The organism is Prolixibacter sp. DSM 2831, from assembly GCF_056493735.1.
The window spans coordinates 17,197-36,760 of the sequence record NZ_CM151379.1; the positions used below are offsets into that span (position 1 = coordinate 17,197).

Here is a 19,564-nt window from a genome sequence, read left to right on the forward strand (position 1 = left end):
TAAACTATGGTCACCTGAAGTTTTCAATAATTTCCACAGAAAAATGTACTCTTTAACCCTATTTGGAAAGCCATAAAACATCTGATGTTCAATAAAAATTTTCCTATATTTGTAGACTTTTAAAAACCGGAGGTTTTCAATCATTATGACGAGGAAATTCAGGGAATATAAGGAGTTTGATCTATCACAAATAAACAAGGATGTCCTGAGCTATTGGGAGCAGGACGATACGTTTCATAAATCCATGTCGACCCGCGAAGGACGTCCGACATTCGTGTTCTACGAAGGTCCGCCTTCTGCCAATGGTCAGCCGGGTATTCACCACGTAATGGCCCGTGCTATCAAAGATGTATTTTGCCGCTATAAGACCCAACAGGGTTACCTGGTAAAACGGAAAGCCGGTTGGGATACGCATGGACTTCCGGTTGAACTGGGTGTTGAAAAAATGCTGGGCATTACCAAGGAAGACATTGGTAAGAGCATTACCGTTGAGGAATACAACGCCGCCTGCCGAAAAGAGGTGATGAAATACACCGACATGTGGGAGGACCTGACCCGAAAAATGGGTTACTGGGTGAACATGGATGACCCGTACATCACGTACGATAACCGTTACATCGAAACGCTTTGGTGGTTGTTGCGCCAACTGTACGACAAGGATATGTTGTACAAAGGGTACACCATTCAGCCGTATTCTCCTGCTGCAGGAACCGGATTGAGCTCACACGAGCTGAACCAGCCGGGTTGCTATCGCGATGTGAAAGACACGACTTGTGTGGCTCAGTTTAAAGTGGTTCGTGACGATAAGTCGGAAAAACTTTTTGCTGACGTTGATACGGATTTGTATTTCCTGGCCTGGACCACTACGCCCTGGACCTTACCTTCGAACACAGCGCTGGCTGTAGGTGAAAAGATTCGGTACGTCCGGGTAAAAACTTTTAATCCTTATACAGGCATTCCGGTAACGGTGATCCTGGCCAAAGATTTGCTGAGAAGCTATTTCCCCGAGAAAAACGAAGAGCTTTCGCTGGAAGATTATCAACCCGGCGACAAAAAGATACCGTTTCAGATCACAGCCGAATTTACCGGCTCCGATTTGGAAGGAACAGCTTACGAGCAATTAATCCCGTGGGTAAAACCAATGGGAGACGCCTTCCGCGTTATCACCGGTGATTTTGTTACCACCGCGGACGGTACCGGAATTGTGCACATCGCTCCTACGTTTGGTGCGGATGACGACCGTGTCGCTAAGAGAGCAGGCATTGCACCGCTGATTCTGATAGACAACGAAGGTCGTCGCCAACCCATGGTAGACAGGAAAGGCCGCTTCTTCCGTACGGAAGATCTGGATACATCGTTTGTTGACGAGAATGTCAATACAGAGTTGTATGCAGAATATGCCGGACGATATGTGAAAAATGCGTACGACGAAAGTCTGGCCGACGATGATGCAACGCTGGATGTGGATATTTCGGTAATGCTCAAGAAGGAAAACAAAGCCTTCCGCGTTGAAAAACACGAGCACAACTATCCGCACTGTTGGCGTACCGATAAGCCGGTGCTCTACTACCCGCTTGATTCCTGGTTTATCCGGACCACAGCGGTTCGTGATGATTTGATCGAACTGAATAATACCATCAACTGGAAGCCGAAATCGACCGGAACCGGCCGTTTTGGTAACTGGCTCGAAAACCTGGTTGACTGGAACCTGTCGCGTTCGCGTTACTGGGGAACGCCTTTGCCTATCTGGCGTACGGAAGATGGAACTGAAGAAAAGTGTATTGGTTCGGTTGAGGAGCTTTACGGTGAAATCGAAAAGGCCGTTGCTGCCGGATTCATGGATAAAAATCCTTACGAAGGATTTGTTCCCGGTGATTACTCGAAAGAGAATTATGACAAAATCGATTTGCACCGTCCGTATGTTGACAACATTGTGTTGGTATCGGCGAAGGGCGAAAAGATGTTCCGTGAACCCGATTTGATTGACGTTTGGTTCGACTCTGGTGCTATGCCGTTTGCGCAGATGCACTACCCGTTCGAAAACAAAGAAATCTTCGAGCAGGTGTTCCCGGCTGACTTCATCGCTGAAGGTGTTGACCAGACGCGTGGATGGTTCTTTACATTGCATGCTATTGCAACCATGACAAAAAAGTCGGTTGCATTCAAGAATATTATATCCAACGGCCTCGTGCTCGATGCCAAAGGAAACAAGATGTCGAAGCGGCTCGGCAATGCGGTCGATCCGTTTGAATCGATTGAGAAATATGGTTCTGATCCGTTGCGTTGGTACATGCTGACCAACTCGCAACCGTGGGATAACCTGAAATTCGATATTGCAGGTGTGGAAGAGGTACGCCGTAAGTTCTTCGGAACGTTGTACAATACCTACAGCTTCTTCTCGCTTTACGCGAATGTGGATGGCTTTAGTTACAGCGAGCCGGAAGTAGCCGCTGCTGATCGCCCCGAAATTGACCGCTGGATTTTGTCGCTGCTGAACAGTTTGGTACTTGAAGTCGGCGATGCGTTGGAAAGCTACGAGCCGACGCGCGCCGGACGAGCTATTTCGGAATTTGTTACCGAGAATTTGTCGAACTGGTACGTGCGTTTGAGCCGCAAACGCTTCTGGGGTGGTGAGTACGGTGCCGATAAGATTTCGGCTTATCAGACACTTTATACTTGCCTGGAGACGGTCGCCAAATTAGCTGCTCCGATCGCACCGTTCTACATGGAACAGCTATTCCGTGATTTGAATGCGGTAACGGGTCGTGATGAAGATATCTCGGTTCACCTGACTGAATTCCCGAAAGCGGACAGCTCGCTTATCGATAAGTCGCTCGAAGAGCGGATGGATATTGCACAAAAGGTTTCTTCCATGATTCTCGGCCTTCGCCGGAAGGAAAAACTGAAAGTGCGCCAGCCGCTGGCCAAAATAATGGTTCCGGTGCTGGACAAACATTTTAAAGAACAGTTTGAGGCTGTCCGGGATATTATTTTGACGGAAGTCAACGTTAAGGAAGTAGAATATATTGATGATACTGCAGGTATTATCAAGAAAAAGATAAAGCCTAATTTCAAGACGTTAGGTCCGAAATATGGCAAAATCATGAAGCAGATTGCCGGTGCAGTCAGCCAGATGTCGCAGGATGATATCGCCCGCTTTGAAAAAGAGAGTGCTTATGAACTTGTCGTTGGTGACGAAAACGTTCATCTTGGACTGGAAGATGTGGAGATTCTTTCGGAAGATATTCCGGGTTGGTTGGTCGCTAGTGAAGGTGGACTGACCGTGGCGCTCGATATTGAAGTGTCGCCCGAATTGCGGCAGGAAGGAATCGCCCGTGAGTTCATTAACCGTATTCAGAATCTCCGGAAGGAAAGCGATTTTGAGGTAACCGATAAGATTAACCTTCGAATTGCTCGTCAGGATGAGATTAATGAAGCGGTCAATAATTTTAGTGATTACATCAGTAACCAGACATTGGCTTCGAATCTCGAACTGGTGGATGCCATTGAGGATGAAAAGGCCAGACTGGTTGAAATTGATAAAGGAGTCGAAACCTATATTATGGTTGAGAAGGTGGGAAAATAATTTCCCAAGTTATCAGCCATGGAAATATAAGCTGAAAAAAGTTATATTAGTCAGCTTATTTTAAGCCTGTATTCACCTTAATACTTTTACATTATGGCTGAAAAAATGCGATATTCAGATGAAGAATTGGCCGAGTTCAAGGATATCATTCTGAAGAAACTTGAGAAAGCGCGGAAGGATTACGAGTTGTACCGTAATGCTATCACCCATGGTGACGGAAACGACACGCAAGACACTTCGCCTACATTTAAAGTGCTGGAAGAAGGAGCTGCAACCCTTTCTAAAGAAGAAGCCGGTAAATTAGCTCAACGTCAGCAAAAATTCATTCAGCACCTCGAAGCTGCATTAATCCGTATTGAAAACAAAACCTACGGTATTTGCCGCGAAACAGGAAAATTGATTTCGAAAGAACGACTGCGTGCTGTTCCTCATGCTACGCTCAGTATCGATGCAAAAAACAAGCAACGGTAATTGTTCGGGCAGAGGTTACTGGATGAAGGTTGTAAAAAATAAATGACTTATTTTGTCCGGGGTGGAATTCTGCGCTCCGGATTTTTTTTAATGGTTTGTTGAAAATATAGGATAATGGGTAAGAAAACCAGTTCGTTATTGATTGTCTTTCTGATTTTGCTGGCCGATCAGACGTTGAAGTTTTGGGTGAAGACGCATATGATGCTTGGACAGGAATTTTCCGTTTTCGGGAAATGGTTTGTCATTCACTTTGTGGAGAATAACGGTATGGCTTTTGGATTCGAGTTTGCCGGTGATTATGGCAAAATATTCCTGAGCGTATTTCGCATTGCCGCCGTTGTGGGGATTGGCTGGTACCTAACGAAATTATGGAAAAGAGACGTGCCGTTTGGATTGATTATTAGTGTTTCCCTTATCATGGCGGGTGCTATTGGTAACATTATCGATAGTGCGTTCTACGGAATGATTTTCAGCGATAGCTACGGACAGGTGGCTACGCTTTTCCCTCCCGGTGGAGGGTATTCTTCTTTCCTGCACGGAAGAGTGGTTGACATGCTTTATTTCCCCATTCTGGAGGGACATTACCCCATGTGGTTCCCGTTCTGGGGCGGACAGCAGTTTATCTTTTTCCGGCCGGTTTTCAACCTCGCTGACTCGTCAATTACCATTGGAATATTTTTGATTCTGCTTTTCTACCGTCGCTTTTTCGATCGTCAGCCAGCGACCGCTGAAGAACCAGAAGTTTCGACAACTGAGAATGTAGAGATGAATTAATATAGAAAAAGCCGGCTTCAAAACCGGCTTTTTTCATACCATAAGATGTAATCTATTAACCCGAATTTTAAGATTCAGAGAATCATTAAAATGTTCTTTCGCTCAACAGTTTTCCTTCAGAGCCATATTTTTTCCACGTGCCCGATTTCTGTCCGTTCACATAGTTCATTTCATAAATGAGGTTTCCCTGGTCGTCCCATATTTTCCATTCACCATTCTTTTCGCCGTTCTTATAGTTGGCGATAGCTACCTTTACTCCCTGCTGGTTGTAGGTAACCCAGGTTCCGTCCATTTCGTTGTTTTTGTATGAGCAAATGCCTTTCAGTTTGCCATCTTCGAAATAGATTTTTGCTTTTCCATCCTTTAAACCATCTTTCAGGTTCATCTTTGTTTTCGGATTTCCATTGTCGTAGTACTGGGTGTATTCGCCGGTGTAAGGCTTTGAATCGGCAAAGTATATGCCGTCTACTTTACTGACTTCCTGGGCAAATGTATAGGGTAAGAGGAAAAACAATATCGCGATCAATCCAATTAACTTCTTCATAACAGCCTCCTTATCTCGTTACGTGTTTTTATTATGCTAAAGTTAAGTAAAAGTTAACTGAATTGATTTTGGGTTAACAGAAAATTAATGTTAAATAATTATTTCAAAATGAAATTGATAAAATATGGAATGTGTCTATAAAGAGATATTTCAAGTTAAATATTAAATTTCTATGTAACATAACATATAGAGTGAGAGTTTTAGAAGTAGCTTATTTGCCGTGAAATGGTGAGACGGAGGGAGCTAAAAACTGCGAAACGAACGCAGGATCGATCAGAAAATTCAATAAAAAAACCCGCTCCGGGGCAACAGAACGGGTCGAATGATTTTGAAATAAATTTAGTTCGAGTTCTTCAAACTTAAATCAACTTCATTTGCTGTTGGAGTAAGTTCAATATTTTCAACGGTTTTGTTTTCGTACGAAATGTAGGAAGCTGTCAGGTTGTATGTGCCCGGTTTCAAATTATCGAAATGGTATTTTCCGTCAAAATCGGTGTAAGCAACCTTATCAGTTCCATCAATTGACACTTTTACGCCAACCAGGGTTTCGTTGGTGTTGGTGTCTACAATTTCTCCTGAGAGCTCTGTAACGACAGCCTTCCCGGTAGAGGTATTTTCTGACTTACTTTCCTTATTGGCAGCCATCGCAAAAACGGTACTTCCAATCAATAAAGCTGATAAAACAAATTTTTTCATTTCGCTTGTGTTTATTCAACAGGAAAAGTATGGTTAAAAGGTTACAGAGTGGTTACAAAGATGTGAAGATCTGATTAAGATTAATATGCAATGCTCGGTTAGTCAGTTAGTATCGAGATTAATTGAAAAACGCCGGCACTCTTTGGGATGCCGGCGTTTTCAGTTCTTAAGAATGAACCAGACCCGGTTGGGATGCTGGTTCATTCGTGCTGTTTAAGCGCTGTCAATTCGATAGAATTTTACAATTCCGCATGCTGTATAAATAAATTGAAAGCATAAACAGTGGTGTTTTAGTCCTTCAGTTTGAAGTATATTTTGAAAGCCTTTTCGTTCCCGTTTGGCTTATTCCCGACCAGGTAAAAATTCACAACCGGATATTGCGGATAAACGTTTTTCCACATAATATAAGCACTGGTATCCCGACTGGTTGCCGGTTTAAATGGTAAACCGAAGCGGGTGACGCTTTCGGCACTGTAGGCTACTGTGGGCTTGTGCACAATGATCTCAATTAGCTTATTATGCTTGAACCGAAATTCTGTAGAGTCGAGAGCATCATACATCTGAATGTATCTCGGTCGACCGAAAAGTAAGCGGTAAAAGGCGGTGTCCGGCTGGGCATCCAACAGCTTTTTGACTTCCGTCGTATCCGGATGCCCCTTAAATAACGTTGCGTCGAATACGAACCCGTTATTTTGCTTTTGCGGGTTGCAGGCAAACATGAGGCCGGCAAGCAGTGCAAAAATGAAAATTTGAACAGATTTCTTCATCTGATATGTATGTTTTCCTATTTACTTAGATTATAGCTGAACGAAATGGCATAAGTACGGCCTTGTTGGTACTTGGTCGTATAGTAAACATTGTTGCCAAGTGTAATTTGCTCCTTGTACGTATTGTCCAGAATGTTTTTCGCTTTAAACATCAATGAACAACGTTTGGATAGGTTTTTTTTCAGCGTGAAATTCATCTCGGGCATCGGTTGCAGATAAATCGACGGCAGGTCAATCTGGTAAACAATCAATCGTTTCCCGCTGACATTGTAACTCAATGTCGATTCCCATCCTTTTTCCGGGTTATCGTATGATAAACTGGTATTGAATGTATACGGAGCCTGATTATACATTGGCCGGGTATCGCTTGCTCCCGGATTCCAGGCGCGGATGGCTACCAACTCTTCTGCAGTAACATTCACGTATGAGTAAACATATGTATAGTTGGCTGAGACACGGAAATTCTTCAGTGCTTCCGTAAATGAGCCCAGGTTCTTTCTGATCTCAATCTCCGCACCGTATAGGGTCGATTTGTCAACGTTTTTAAACTGGAACTGACTGGTTGATCCTCCGGCACGTGGTAGCTGAGCGTTCTCAATCGGATTAAAGAACTTTTTATAGAACAGACTTGCCGACAGATATTCTCCCGGGCTTGGGTATTTTTCCCAGCGCAGGTCGAAGTTGTTCACCAATGTACGTTTTAAATCGGGATTACCATTTTGAATGTATCCACCGAAGAAGTCATATGTAGCCAACGGCGCAAATTCCCTGAATGAAGGTCGCGCCAGGGTGCGGTTAGCTGAAGCACGAATATTGGTTTTATCGTTAATATTATAGGTCAGCGCAATCGACGGAAGCAGGTCATTGGTCTTAATCGTACCTGTCGAATCGTTAAAGGCGCGCAGTTCCATATCGGTTTTTTCCATCCGGACACCAGCCGTCAGATTCAGTTTTTCGGCAATCGGACTTTCAATCATTGCGTAACCCGCGAACAAACGTTGGTAAGCATCGAAGTTATTACCATCGATGTTAATCATCATCAGGTAGTTTTTCAGCGTTCCGTCGACATAACCTAGGTTTTGGTCCTGAAAGAAGATGCTGATATCACCGTCAAAGTTTTTATTCGACTGGATATTGTACTGGTAAATGTTCTCACGGAATTCACGATTCTTGTAGGTATACAAACCTCCGAACTTGATTTTCGAATCACGGTCGCCAAATAACTTCGCCGGAATGGTGAAATCGAGTTTTGAACTATTGTTGAGCTCTTTCAGGTCACGGTAGAAGCGGGACGGACGGTCAAGGTTTCCCATATAATAAAGGGTGTCTCCCTGTTGATTGATCGTGTATTGGTTCCTGATCATTCGCGTGTCGGGCTGCTTGATGGAAGAAAGAGTGAATGAGTTGCTCCATTTTACACTTAGGTTGTTCAGGTGTGGAAACACATGTTCACCCCGAAGCTGTCCGTTACGGAAAGCCCGTTGCGTGTAGGTGATAGCTCGGTTTTGCAAGTGGGTTGTTGAGTCGGGGTTGGCATCCAGCAAGTAACCGTCCTGATAACGAGCATCATTTGTTCCACTTTGGTTGGTCATCAGACTCAAGCCAATTTTGTTGTTATTGTTGAACTTGTATGAGGTGTTGAACATGGCACCGAGCAATACCTCATCATCTGATTTATGTTCGGTTGTAGCCATGTGAATGTCACGGTTCAATGTGGTTTGTCCTTCACTAATTCCCTCGTAGGAATTTTGAACCCCATCGGTGTAGTTGGCATATTTCCGATTGTACGACAGTCCGAAAATGTATCCGAGCGGTTTGCCGAAAAGTTTCACCTGGTCACCTACCGAGAAGCTGAAACTGTGATTCAGAAACTGTGAAGCTTTTCCCGGATTGAATTGGCGGTTTTTAAACGCACGTGAAACCGACGTGATTTCATTTTTATTGAGGTACGGATCGGGGAAATCACTGGCACTGTACTGCGAAATTTCTTTTGGTAATGCCCGGAAGCCGTTATCATATCCCAGGAAATCAGTTGAACTTCCTTTGGGTGCCAGAAAGTCGCTGTTTAAGTTGGCCTGCGGATTGTATTCGAGTCCGGCCGAAAATGTCAGGTTAAAGGAAGTCGGAAAATCCTTTGTTGTGATGTCTACTAATCCTCCGGTGAAATCGCCCGGAAGATCGGGCGTAAATGTCTTATAAACGATGATGTTGTCAATCAGGTTCGTTGGGAACAAGTCGAGCTGAACCGAGTTTTTGTTCGGGTCAAGACTTGGAACATCGGAACCATTCAGTACTGATTTACTATAGCGGTCACCCAGTCCCCTGACAAATACATATTTTCCTGATGTGATGGTGACACCGGTTACCTTTTTCAGGGCACCGGCTGCATCGCTTACACCAATCCTTGAAAACTGGTCGGCGGTAATAGCGTCGAAAAGTTTCGGTGATTTGCGTTGCAACGTGAGCAGAGCGTTTTCGCTGTTTTTTGCCGCTTTGGCGGTAATAACAACTTCATTGATTTCGAGATCGGCCGGTTTCAAGTGGACGGTCAACTCTTCCGCTTTACCAGCTTCAACTTTTACATCGGAAATGACAGTAGTTTGGTATGAAATGTATGAAACTCTGACATTGTATGTGCCAGCGTTTATATTGTTTAGTGTGGCAATTCCATCAAAGTCGGTAATGGTTCCTTTCGAGGTTCCTTCAATCATTACCGTTGCCCCAATCAAAGTCTCTCCGGTTTTGTCATCAACCACTGTCAGCCGGACGGACCCTGTTGTTTGGGCAAAGGCAGAAAAAACACTACCAATTACCAACATTAGACTTAATACAGCATGCTTGAAATTCATAATAAATCTGTTAAAATTCTTAGACTGATAAAATTTTGGCTTTGTTATGTTGGTTTATTCGGTTGATTTTTATGTAAAGATTTTGTCACATGGTATTCTAAAAAAAGGGCCAAAGTGAATTGGCCCTTTTGTATATCATCACTGGGTATTAGTTGTTAATCACTTCCCAGGTTTTTGTCCAGTTAGCAAAGAACGGAGTCGTTGCATTCGGGTCAACTGCGCCTTTGAAACCTGCGTCTTCCAGGCTTGCATTGTATGCAGAAGCAAGACCTGTAGCCACGTCATTAGTTATATCTGCTGAGGTCGGAGTGAATTTCTGAGCACCTGTTCCGAAAGCAGGGTCACCGATTTTGTTTTTCGCCATCAGGTATTTCTCTACATTATATTCCAGAGCTGCATCAGTTTCGTCGCTGAGCTGGAACATGTTGGCAAACCCGGTAGAATCGTTGGAGAATGCATTATTGGTATAAATCAGGTTGTTTTCGATTTTCAGCGTTCCATAACCACCATCGGCAACAGAAAGCCACATATCGTAACAGCTTGCTGATTTGTTATCAGTTGCATTGATTTTGTCAGTTCTTCTCTCCATATCGATAGGACCATCGAACCCGTAGAATACAGAGTTGATCCAACGTCCTGCCCAACCATCGCGCATATAGATGGTCTGCTTGTTGCTCGGAGTCAGGTTATCGTTGGTTCCTTCGTTATACAGCGTAACGTTAACATTTGCTACGGTAGCGAAAGGTCTTGCAGCTTCGTTGGCTCCAACACCACCGTCATCTTCAGAACCGCGTGGGTCGCTACTTTCGTTAACTGAAGCTTTTTTCCATACCAGGGCGTACTGAACAGTTCCGTGGAAACCTTCGTCTTCGTCCAGACCGTCGTCACCGGTGTATGAAAGAACAGCGTGTCTCAGATTCGGAGCACCACCGAAGAACTCGATACCATCGTCGAAGTTAGAGAATACTTCAATGTGATCAAGGGTTGTTCCTGAACCTACAGCACCCAGTGAAATACCGTTGATTTCATTGTCGGCGCCAATTACACTACCACCGTGACGAACAGATACATATTTTAATACACCTGAGTTGTCGGTATCATCAGTACCACCGTACAATCCGCGTGTTTCAGTTTCGGGAATACCTTCGATTGATTTTTCGCCACCTTCAGCAACGTTGCTGGTAGTTGCTTTACCAAGAATGATCAAGCCACCCCAGGTTTGGTTGGCATCGTCCGGTACAGAACCATTCAGGTCGTCAGCCAGACCAGTCATGATGATAGGCTTGTCTGCGGTACCTTCAGCCATGATTTTAGCACCACGGGCAACGATTAAAGCAGATGCGCCAGCACCCTGTCCGGGCTGTCCTTTAATGATAGTTCCGGGCTCGATGGTCAACGTTTGACCGTCGTTAACAAAGATGAAACCACGCAATACATAGATTGTGTCGGCACTCCAGGTTACGGTTCCAATACCATCAGCACTCGCGTAGACATCTTTGGTCGGCATTGCCGGCTCAGCAGTTTTGTTCATCGTTGCTGTAGCATTGTCCGATTTGGAATTGGCATCGGTAATGGTCAGGCTAACTGAACCTGCACCAACTTCGTTGTCAGCAGTAAAGGTAACAACTACATCGCCGCTGGTTGCTCCTGCAGTAAGTTCACTCTTAATAGTAGCTGAACCTCCTGTGGCATTTGCAGTGGCTGAATTGTATCCTCCGGGAACAGAAACATTGAAAGTAACATCAACGTCTGTAGCAACCTGTACATCGGTGTTGACAGAAGGAGCACTTACAGATGGAGCATCTGCTACTGAAGGGCTGTCATTTTTTGAACATGAGTTCAAAACGACTGCGCCCATAATCAGTGTTGCAAACAGGAAAAAATGCAATTTTTTCATAATCCTCTTCATTATTTAATTTAAAATTCGGGTTCGTTTTTTCTTTTTTGGATTTGATATTTATGTTCATTAATTGCTTCTTTCTCTCCACGGTTTAAAGCCGTTTTTGGTGAAGAAATTAGTTGTTACATTTTTGTCATATTTTTGAATATCAATCCCTTTCGAATTCGATGTGAAGAACGACGTAAAATATTACACTGTGATTAAGGAATATTAACTTTTGTGTTACAATAAGGTCGGTGCTGTTACAATTTGATTAATGATTAATTATCAGTAGTACAGCTTATTGTATGGTATTTTGAATGATATTACAGAGGTGAGTTGTAACAATGTAGGGAAGTATTTTTGTCACAAAATTTTGATAGCCTTTGGGGCGGTTTTCGGCTAAAAACAGGCTGTTCAGGACGATGTAAGAAATTAAAAAATAGTACCAGGGAAGAAATTGTCGACGGGAGATTTCAGCCGGATGAAAAGTGAAAATTAAAGGAGCGATGGTTGAGCAAATAAAAAAGAGGCTGTCCAAAAAGTAAAATTGGACAGCCTTTGTTTTTGTTGTCGCTTTAAGGTTTGTATCTTAAAGGTGCTAATGACAACACGATCAAACGTACGATTTAAAAGTGTTACTTCCCAACAGTCCGTACTGTTTCCGGGTAACCTAAGCGATAAAATAGCGGCTAATCACCCGGTTCGTCTGGTTAATCAGGTTGTTGACCAGTTAAACATAGACGATATTTTATCGACGTATAAAGGCGGCGGAACAAGTTCGTATCATCCTCGGGTAATGATTAAGATACTGTTTTACAGTTATCTGAACAATATCTATTCCTGCCGGAAAATAGAACGGCAACTTCAGGAAAATATCCATTACATGTGGCTTTCGGGTGAAGCAACGCCTAATTTTAGGACCATTAATAACTTCCGCAGTCAGAAATTAAAAAATAAAATCCATCAGTTGTTTGCCTCCATGGTTCGGTTAATGAACGAAATGGGGTACGTTAGCCTTGATGTACAATACATCGACGGGACCAAAATCGAAGCAACCTCGAATCGCTACACTTTTGTTTGGCGTGGCTCAGTTGAAAAATACAAGGAGAAGCTTGAAGCCAAAATCGAGAAAGTACTAAAAGAGATTGAGGAAAGCATTGAAGTGGACTCTGCTGCTCCTGATGAAGATTCTCTGCCACAGACGATTGATTCCGAACTGTTGCAACAGAAGATTCGCCAGATAAATGAGCAACTCTCAAAACTAAACAGGAAACAGCAAAAACAGTTGAAACAATTGGAATCGGATGCCTTACCGAAGCTGAAAAAATACAAACAGCAACTGGAAACCCTGGGCCAAAGAAACAGCTACTCAAAAACGGATACCGATGCCACCTTCATGCGCATGAAAGAGGATCATATGAAAAACGGGCAGTTAAAGCCTGCTTACAATACTCAGATCAGCACGGAGAACCAGTTTATTACCCATTTTTCACTTCATCAGCGCGCCGGCGATACCAGCACTCTGATACCACACCTTGACCATTTTGAATCACTTTACAACAGGCGATCGTCCACGGTGGTTGCCGACTCAGGCTATGGCAGCGAAGAGAACTACCAACATCTGGAAAATCAGGGCATAAAAGCCTTTGTCAAGTACAACTACTTTCATAAAGAACAAAAAAGAAGTCAAAGGAATAATGCTTTTTTGCCAGCAAACCTGTATTACAATCAGCAAAAGGATTTTTATGTCTGCCCCATGGGACAACGCATGAACAGGGTGAGTAACAACAAGCGCAAAACACAGTTGGGATATCAATACCAGGTGAGTATCTACCAGGCACAAAATTGCACGGGATGCCCGCTTCGGGGGCTGTGCTATAAAGCCAGGGGGAACCGAAAGCTCGAAATCAACCACAATCTAACCCGATTACGCCGGTTGGCAAGAGAAAGGTTAACCAGTGAAGAAGGCCTTTACCACCGCAGCATGCGCCCCATCGAACCGGAAGCGGTGTTTGGGCAGCTGAAATCAAACAACAAATTTAACCGGTTTACCCTCAAAGGATTATCCAAGGTGGAAGTAGAGTTTGGGTTAATGGCCATTGGACACAACTTGAGGAAGTTAGTGGCCCTAACTGTGTCCAAACATCCGAAAAATTCCGTTCCTTATACAATTATTTTCGTTTTTGAAGCAATATCCTGCACAAAAGCAGACTTACAACAATGCCTACCAAAAATCAGGAAAATGTTCGGAACAATCAGGTTAGCTGCTTAAAAAATGAGGCCGCCCTTTTTGGACAGCCTCTTTCCATTTATATATAATGGTATTACTCTTTTGTCAAAAATTCAATCTGCGGGTCGACCGGGTACCGACCGGATTCTGCTCCGTAAACAGAGAGACCTCCTTTTTCCGATGTCAAACGAATGGTGATGAATCCTTTTTTCACAGCTTCTTTTACCTCGTCGAGCGATAATCCAACTGTAATCAGGTAACCATACGAACCCGCTTCGTCGAGCATCCACTTTTTGCCAGTGTCTTCTCCCCACTTATTTCCGGGTTCCTGGTTCATCCACGACAGCATGCCCCGGTGGTCGGCTGGATCATCTTCCAGAAGAATTTGGTTCAACGGTTTTCCATCGATGGAGATAGAGAGTGAGCCGGAATGTTTCTTTTCATCAGTTTGTGGATAGGAGTTTTGCCCATAACCCGGGTCAGTTCCTTTTTCGGTAACGATGGTCATCCCGATATTTTCAGCATCACCATCTTCCAGGTATTTGCTCTGAGGAAACCTAGATGCAACCTCACAACGGAAGATTGCACCGGTCACATTCTCCAAATTCAAATCGATCGGCACCTTAAATCGGTATTCGAAATATCCGGTACCCATTCCCCACACTTTTTTCCCTTCCTGCGGCTTCCGGTATTTGATGCTCCAGTCGGCTTTGCTGAATTGATTAGGCGACATTGCAACCGTATTCACCGGTAGTTTTGTACCGGTTGCCCGGAATGGAAGAAAATTTCGTTGAATAATATCACCGTTTTCATCTTTCAGTAAGGTAACCAACATACCTGACGCCAGATTTTCGGGAAGGTTGGTTGTAACGTTTTCTTGCTGAACTGCCTCGAACGGTTTTATGACAGCCGGCATGGTCCCGCTCTCGCCTTGAATTACTTTTCCTGTAGGTGAATATCCTGTAATATACCAGGCAATGGTTGCTGGTCCGATATTCTTTTGGGTAACAGATGAAAGCGTAACAGGAATGGTTATTTTCTGCCCGGCCTGATAAACCTCGTAAAAATCTTTGCCCGGAATGACGTAGTAATTGGAATGAAAATCGCGCATGCTCATGCCCGGAACGAGGTCCGACAGTCCAAATATTTTCTTACTGCGGTCGAAGCGGTAGTAGCCGTTCCATTCATTAATCACGTCGTGGAATTCAGTGAACAGGAAACCGGCGATTTTAGGCCTTCGCCTGAATTCGTTCATCATAACATGGTATTCCCAGGTCAGGTCGATATCGCCGGTACTGCCTGCATAACCCCACACGGCACCACACTCTGAGTTGAGCATCGGCACCTTTCCTTGCTTGTGCCCGTTGATATAATTGAAGGTTGAGCCAGGAAAAGTTTTAGCGACTACATTATCCAAAAAATCGGACCATTGCCTTGCAGGTAAGTAGGCATGCCAGGTGTTGAGGTCGGTTACCACATGGTCGTAGTTACAAGGCGAGTTATCTTCCACCAAACGGGTTGGGTCCATTTCTTTTGCTTTGTGATACCAGTCGGCGACCCATTGTTGAGTAGAAGGTGTGTATTTTCGATTGTTTCCTTTTCCGGAAAAAAGTCCCCAGGTTTCGTTGAACAGAACCCATGAAAAAATGGATGGATGATTGAAATCGCGGTTGAACTCGGCTACAGCCAACTCCTCCCAGTTCTTTTTTGCTTCCGGTGTCGGCGGCCCCCAAAAGTTCGGGATATCTTCCATGATAAGAAGCCCGAGTTTATCTGCCCAGAAAAGTTTGCGCGGAATTTCGGCTTTGATGTGAATACGAAGTCCGTTTAAGCCGAGCGCTTTGGCCCGTTTTATTTCGTTTTTCATGAAGTTATCGGAAGGAAAGGTGTAAAAACCTTCCGGATGATAACTTTGGTCGAGTGTCAGGCGCAGGTAAATTGGTTTGTTATTCAAAGCCACGTACCAGAAATCTTCTCCGGGGATTTTGACCGATGAAATTTTCCGCATCCCGAAGTAGGTATGAATCTCATCGGCTTGTTTTCCTTTTCCCGCGGTAACGGTTACATTATATAAGAAGGGATTACTCAATTCCCATAAGAGCATGTTCTTCACCGGAAGGGTGAATTGAGCCGTGGCATCCGAGGCGGGAATCATTCCTTTCAGATGCAGGTTGTTGTTTTCTCCTGTTAAAGCAAAAGGCCAGTCTGTTTTGGCTTTCCGCGAAAGCGTTACCCGGACGGTTACTTGCTTTTTGTCGATGTCCGGAAAAAAATGAACCTGTTTGATAAAGATGTCCGGACGTTTCTCCAGATAGACAGTTTGCCAGATTCCCCGGGCGTTACCATAGTACTGTTTACCGGATGGGCGATTGTCCAAATCACGATCCTCTACGCGCACTACCAATCGGTTTTTCCCTTGTTGCAGGTAAGGTTGAATATCGAAATCGAAAGGGGTGTATCCGCCACGATGCTCCCCTACTTTATGACCGTTCAGCCACACGGTGGTATGAAAATCGCTGGCCATGAAAACCAGGTAGGTTTTCCCTTCGGACGCGGTGAGTTCGCCATTCAGCGTGAATTCCCGGGTGTACCATCCGTAATGTACATCGGGTTCTTTTATTCCTGACTTTGGACTTGCCCACGAAAAAGGAACCAGTATTTGCTGGTCGAAGCTTTCCGGTTGGTTTTGCCAATGCTGCCTGACCCCTACATTGTTTTTATCGGTCCGGAAATGCCATGTTCCGTTCAGGTTTTGGAATGTGTTGCGTTGGAATCCCGGACGCGGATGTTCTTTTAAGGGGATATTTTCCGGCGCATTTGGCGCCGCCGCTGCTGCATAGAAAAATGAGCAGAGAAAGAATAGTGAAATAATCAGTTTCATTGTTTGGTTTATTTTGGATTAGAACATGTTAAAGATAATCACATTCTGTATTGAAGCGAAGCCTGTTTAGCAATAAAAAGAAAAAGGGCACCCGACGCTTCAGGTACCCTTTTTGGAAAGGAAAGTTACTTGCCATCTAACAATGGCCTCTTGAAAAATTGTTCTGAACCTATATGTTTCTAATGAATTCTCACCTTGCCGTTTTTCTACTAAAGAAAGCTGGCTTGTTCAATCTGTTTTCTATTTCAACTTTTTCAGACTACATAGTTAAAGATGAAATAGTAAGTGAATGCTAATTCAGATTAAATAAGTGCTTAAAGAAATATTTCGAGGGTATTACAGATTAACAATTAATTAACAAAAATTGCTGTGGAGTGCTTAAATAAAGGGAGGTATTCTGGGACAAAAAGAAAAGCCCTTCCCGGATGTGGAAGGGCTCAGTATATTGAAGCAACCAGTTTTATTGTTGTTCCATTGTTGAATGTGTGATAAAATCACGGGTCGATTTGACCATGTTAACAGTTTGTAGCAACAGGTTTTTGGTTTCTGACATCACATTGAAAAACAGAACCGAGTTGCGGCTATTGACTTCTTTCTTCTTGATACGGCGAATCTGGTTTTTCTCCAAATCGCGGATGTTATCGATGATGACCTGTCGTTTGGCAATCAGTTCTTCAATTTGATCGAACTCGCTTTCTTTAATAATGTGAAGAGCAAAATTCAGGAAGTCGGTAATTTGCGAACTGAACTTGGTTAAATCTTCAACCTGGTCATCGTTGAATGGCTTGTGATTGTTTTCCACATGCTGGTGCAACGGGCCAACTACGTATTTGATTGAGTGAGCCATTTCACGCAGGTAGTCAACAATTTGCACGTAGAAATGTCCGGTTTCAACCGAATCTTTCTGTAATTTTTGCACCACCTTGGAAATGTTGGCTTTCAGCTTTCTCGCTTTCTGGTTGAACTCTTCCACGTCGCGATCAATCTGTGCCAGTTGTTTCCGGTTTTGGGCAAAGAAACTTTCCAGCGCAAGGAAGTAAGCTTTCGATGTGGAAATAATCGCGTTGGTTACTTTCTGATTGGACTTGTCCAGTACCTTTTCTACTTCTACAGTTGCTTCCGGGAAATCCTCTTCTTCCAGCTTTTTAGCTTCGCGTTTGCGGAAGAATACATAGGTGCGAATCACCATAACAGCAGCAACAGCAGCAAAGACAAAAATCATGTACTGTCCACCGAGTGAAATCAGGGTAGCAATGATGAGTGAAACGGTGAAAGCAACAAAAGCGGTCAGGAACCAACCTCCTACTACCGTGAAGACACCTGAAATACGGTAAACGGCTGATTCACGATCCCAGGCGCGGTCAGCCAACGAAGTACCCATGGCTACCATGAAGGTAACGTAAGTTGTTGAAAGCGGTAGTTTCAGGTTGGTACCGATGGTAATCAATACCGATGCAACAATCAGGTTACTGGCCGCCCTGATTTTATCGAAATGCGGTCGGTCCGGATTCGTATCGTCTATCGGAACAGCTTCGAAACGGCTGTCGATCCAGCTGGTAACCCGGCTTCCCAGAATGCGTTTCAATCTATCGCCGGTGCGAATAGAAGAGCGTACCAGGGCACGTGATGCGTAGGAAGAACCAAAGCGCTCGTCACCTTCAGCCTGACGGGCCAAATCGACAGTGGTAGCAACCACCGATTTTGCTTTTCGGGAGGCAATCAGGGTTCCAATCATGATGAGTCCAGCGATCAAGAGCATGTAGGTATCGGTTTTCACCGGTTGGTTGAGAATGTTCATGGTGAATCCATCCGGATTAACGGCACCGGCAGCCATCCACGCTTTGAACGATTCGAATCCGGCAAGCGGTACCCCGATAAAGTTCACCAAATCATTTCCGGCGAAAGCCATCGCTAACGCGAAGGTTCCTACCAGTACGATGAACTTGAGAACGTCGAATTTCTTGAAAATGAACTGGAGAATTTGTAGTAAAATGGTCCACCCAATGAAGCTGAAAAATAGAATCGTCCACATGTTGTTTTTGAGGAAGTCAACATTTTCAGGTGTTAACCACGATGCACCTTTGGCACCTTTGATGACAATGAAATAGGTGATAACGGCAAATGCAAAACCTCCGAACATGGAACCGATGTAACGGATTTTCTTCTCGTACTTAAAAGTGAATACCAGTCGGGTAAACCATTGGACGATAGTCCCGACCGTAAATGCGATGACTACCGATACCAGAATTCCGGAGATAATGGCGAGTGCTTTTTCAGTATTGATATACTGAGCGAGTTCTACCATTGAACCAGAGGCTTCTTTGATTTTAACAGCAGCCACTGCTACAGCCGAACCTAAAAGTTCGAACACGATGGATACGGTTGTAGACGTAGGTAAACCAAACGTATTGAACATGTCAAGCAGGATGATATCCGTTATCATCACCGCAAGGAAAACGGTCATAATTTCGGAAAAAGCAAACATGTCAGGATGGAAGATCCCTTTACGGGCAACCTCCATCATACCGCTGGAAAAAGTTGCTCCGATAAGAACACCTAAACCGGCGACACCCAAAATGAGCCATTTGGGAGCGGCTTTGGAACCTATGGCTGAATTCAGGAAGTTAACGGCGTCGTTACTTACCCCGACAATCAGGTCGGACGCAGCCAAAGCAAACAGGATAATTACAAGGATTAGATAAAAGCTTTCCATTGATTAGATTTTTGTAAAAAACTCGTGCCAAAGATATTGTTACACAGTTGTTACCTATGTTAAGAAATGTTAAAATAATGTTAACTGGTTATCATTATCTGAATTTTCTTATTTATTGTTTAGTTTAGGTTTACCGGACAAACAATTCCTATATTTGTTGATATTTAGAGT

The 19,564-nt window shown here is 43.9% G+C and carries 10 protein-coding genes and 1 pseudogene; 4 read left to right on the plus strand and 7 right to left on the minus strand.

Going from position 1 to position 19,564, the window contains the following annotated elements:
- Window positions 1-145 precede the first annotated feature (145 nt).
- The 3 genes from ileS (at window position 146) to AC060N_RS00105 (ending at window position 4,831) form a co-directional block, all read left to right on the plus strand.
- The gene (gene ileS / locus AC060N_RS00095) at window positions 146-3,586 is read left to right on the plus strand and encodes an isoleucine--tRNA ligase (protein WP_479525380.1); all 3,441 of its coding nucleotides are present in this window, start codon (window positions 146-148) and stop codon (window positions 3,584-3,586) included.
- A gap of 93 nt (window positions 3,587-3,679) precedes the next feature.
- A complete protein-coding gene (locus AC060N_RS00100; RefSeq protein WP_025862658.1) occupies window positions 3,680-4,057 on the plus strand; it encodes a TraR/DksA family transcriptional regulator in 378 nt (125 codons plus the stop codon).
- 114 nt (window positions 4,058-4,171) lie between these two features.
- Window positions 4,172-4,831, plus strand: a complete 660-nt coding sequence (locus AC060N_RS00105; RefSeq protein ID WP_106540999.1) for a lipoprotein signal peptidase — start codon at window positions 4,172-4,174, stop codon at window positions 4,829-4,831.
- Window positions 4,832-4,916: 85 nt separating this feature from the next.
- On the opposite strand, the gene AC060N_RS00110 is transcribed toward AC060N_RS00105, so the two are convergent.
- The 5 genes from AC060N_RS00110 to AC060N_RS00130 all read right to left on the minus strand — a co-directional run bounded on the left by AC060N_RS00110 (window position 4,917) and on the right by AC060N_RS00130 (window position 11,584).
- Window positions 4,917-5,375, minus strand: coding sequence for a toxin-antitoxin system YwqK family antitoxin (locus AC060N_RS00110; protein ID WP_479525381.1), 459 nt, complete (start codon window positions 5,373-5,375; stop codon window positions 4,917-4,919).
- 339 nt (window positions 5,376-5,714) lie between these two features.
- Window positions 5,715-6,071 carry a carboxypeptidase-like regulatory domain-containing protein gene (locus tag AC060N_RS00115; RefSeq protein ID WP_479525382.1) on the minus strand — a complete coding sequence of 119 codons (357 nt, stop codon included), beginning with the start codon at window positions 6,069-6,071 and terminating at the stop codon, window positions 5,715-5,717.
- Window positions 6,072-6,361: 290 nt separating this feature from the next.
- A complete protein-coding gene (locus tag AC060N_RS00120) occupies window positions 6,362-6,838 on the minus strand; it encodes a hypothetical protein (RefSeq protein WP_479525383.1) in 477 nt (158 codons plus the stop codon).
- 17 nt (window positions 6,839-6,855) lie between these two features.
- Window positions 6,856-9,687 carry a TonB-dependent receptor gene (locus AC060N_RS00125; protein ID WP_479525384.1) on the minus strand — a complete coding sequence of 944 codons (2,832 nt, stop codon included), beginning with the start codon at window positions 9,685-9,687 and terminating at the stop codon, window positions 6,856-6,858.
- A 148-nt stretch (window positions 9,688-9,835) separates the two neighbouring features.
- Window positions 9,836-11,584 (minus strand): hypothetical protein, encoded by a 1,749-nt coding sequence (locus AC060N_RS00130; protein ID WP_479525385.1) that lies wholly within the window; start codon window positions 11,582-11,584, stop codon window positions 9,836-9,838.
- A 586-nt stretch (window positions 11,585-12,170) separates the two neighbouring features.
- Here AC060N_RS00130 and AC060N_RS00135 point away from each other — a divergent pair.
- A pseudogene (locus tag AC060N_RS00135) lies at window positions 12,171-13,691 on the plus strand (IS1182 family transposase); the annotation flags it as partial.
- Between the two features lie 202 nt (window positions 13,692-13,893).
- Here the strand turns inward: AC060N_RS00135 and AC060N_RS00140 are convergent.
- The gene (locus AC060N_RS00140) at window positions 13,894-16,680 is read right to left on the minus strand and encodes a glycoside hydrolase family 2 protein (RefSeq protein WP_479525386.1); all 2,787 of its coding nucleotides are present in this window, start codon (window positions 16,678-16,680) and stop codon (window positions 13,894-13,896) included.
- A 460-nt stretch (window positions 16,681-17,140) separates the two neighbouring features.
- Window positions 17,141-19,393: an inorganic phosphate transporter gene (locus tag AC060N_RS00145; protein ID WP_106541006.1), complete on the minus strand. Its 2,253-nt coding sequence runs from the start codon at window positions 19,391-19,393 to the stop codon at window positions 17,141-17,143.
- Window positions 19,394-19,564: the final 171 nt, after the last annotated feature.

Coding starts and splice junctions, on each gene's coding strand:
- ileS (WP_479525380.1), top strand. CDS start 146: ATGACGAGGAAATTCAGGGAATATAAGGAGTTTGATCTATCACAAATA.
- AC060N_RS00100 (WP_025862658.1), top strand. CDS start 3,680: ATGGCTGAAAAAATGCGATATTCAGATGAAGAATTGGCCGAGTTCAAG.
- AC060N_RS00105 (WP_106540999.1), top strand. CDS start 4,172: ATGGGTAAGAAAACCAGTTCGTTATTGATTGTCTTTCTGATTTTGCTG.
- AC060N_RS00110 (WP_479525381.1), bottom strand. CDS start 5,375: ATGAAGAAGTTAATTGGATTGATCGCGATATTGTTTTTCCTCTTACCC.
- AC060N_RS00115 (WP_479525382.1), bottom strand. CDS start 6,071: ATGAAAAAATTTGTTTTATCAGCTTTATTGATTGGAAGTACCGTTTTT.
- AC060N_RS00120 (WP_479525383.1), bottom strand. CDS start 6,838: ATGAAGAAATCTGTTCAAATTTTCATTTTTGCACTGCTTGCCGGCCTC.
- AC060N_RS00125 (WP_479525384.1), bottom strand. CDS start 9,687: ATGAATTTCAAGCATGCTGTATTAAGTCTAATGTTGGTAATTGGTAGT.
- AC060N_RS00130 (WP_479525385.1), bottom strand. CDS start 11,584: ATGAAAAAATTGCATTTTTTCCTGTTTGCAACACTGATTATGGGCGCA.
- AC060N_RS00140 (WP_479525386.1), bottom strand. CDS start 16,680: ATGAAACTGATTATTTCACTATTCTTTCTCTGCTCATTTTTCTATGCA.
- AC060N_RS00145 (WP_106541006.1), bottom strand. CDS start 19,393: ATGGAAAGCTTTTATCTAATCCTTGTAATTATCCTGTTTGCTTTGGCT.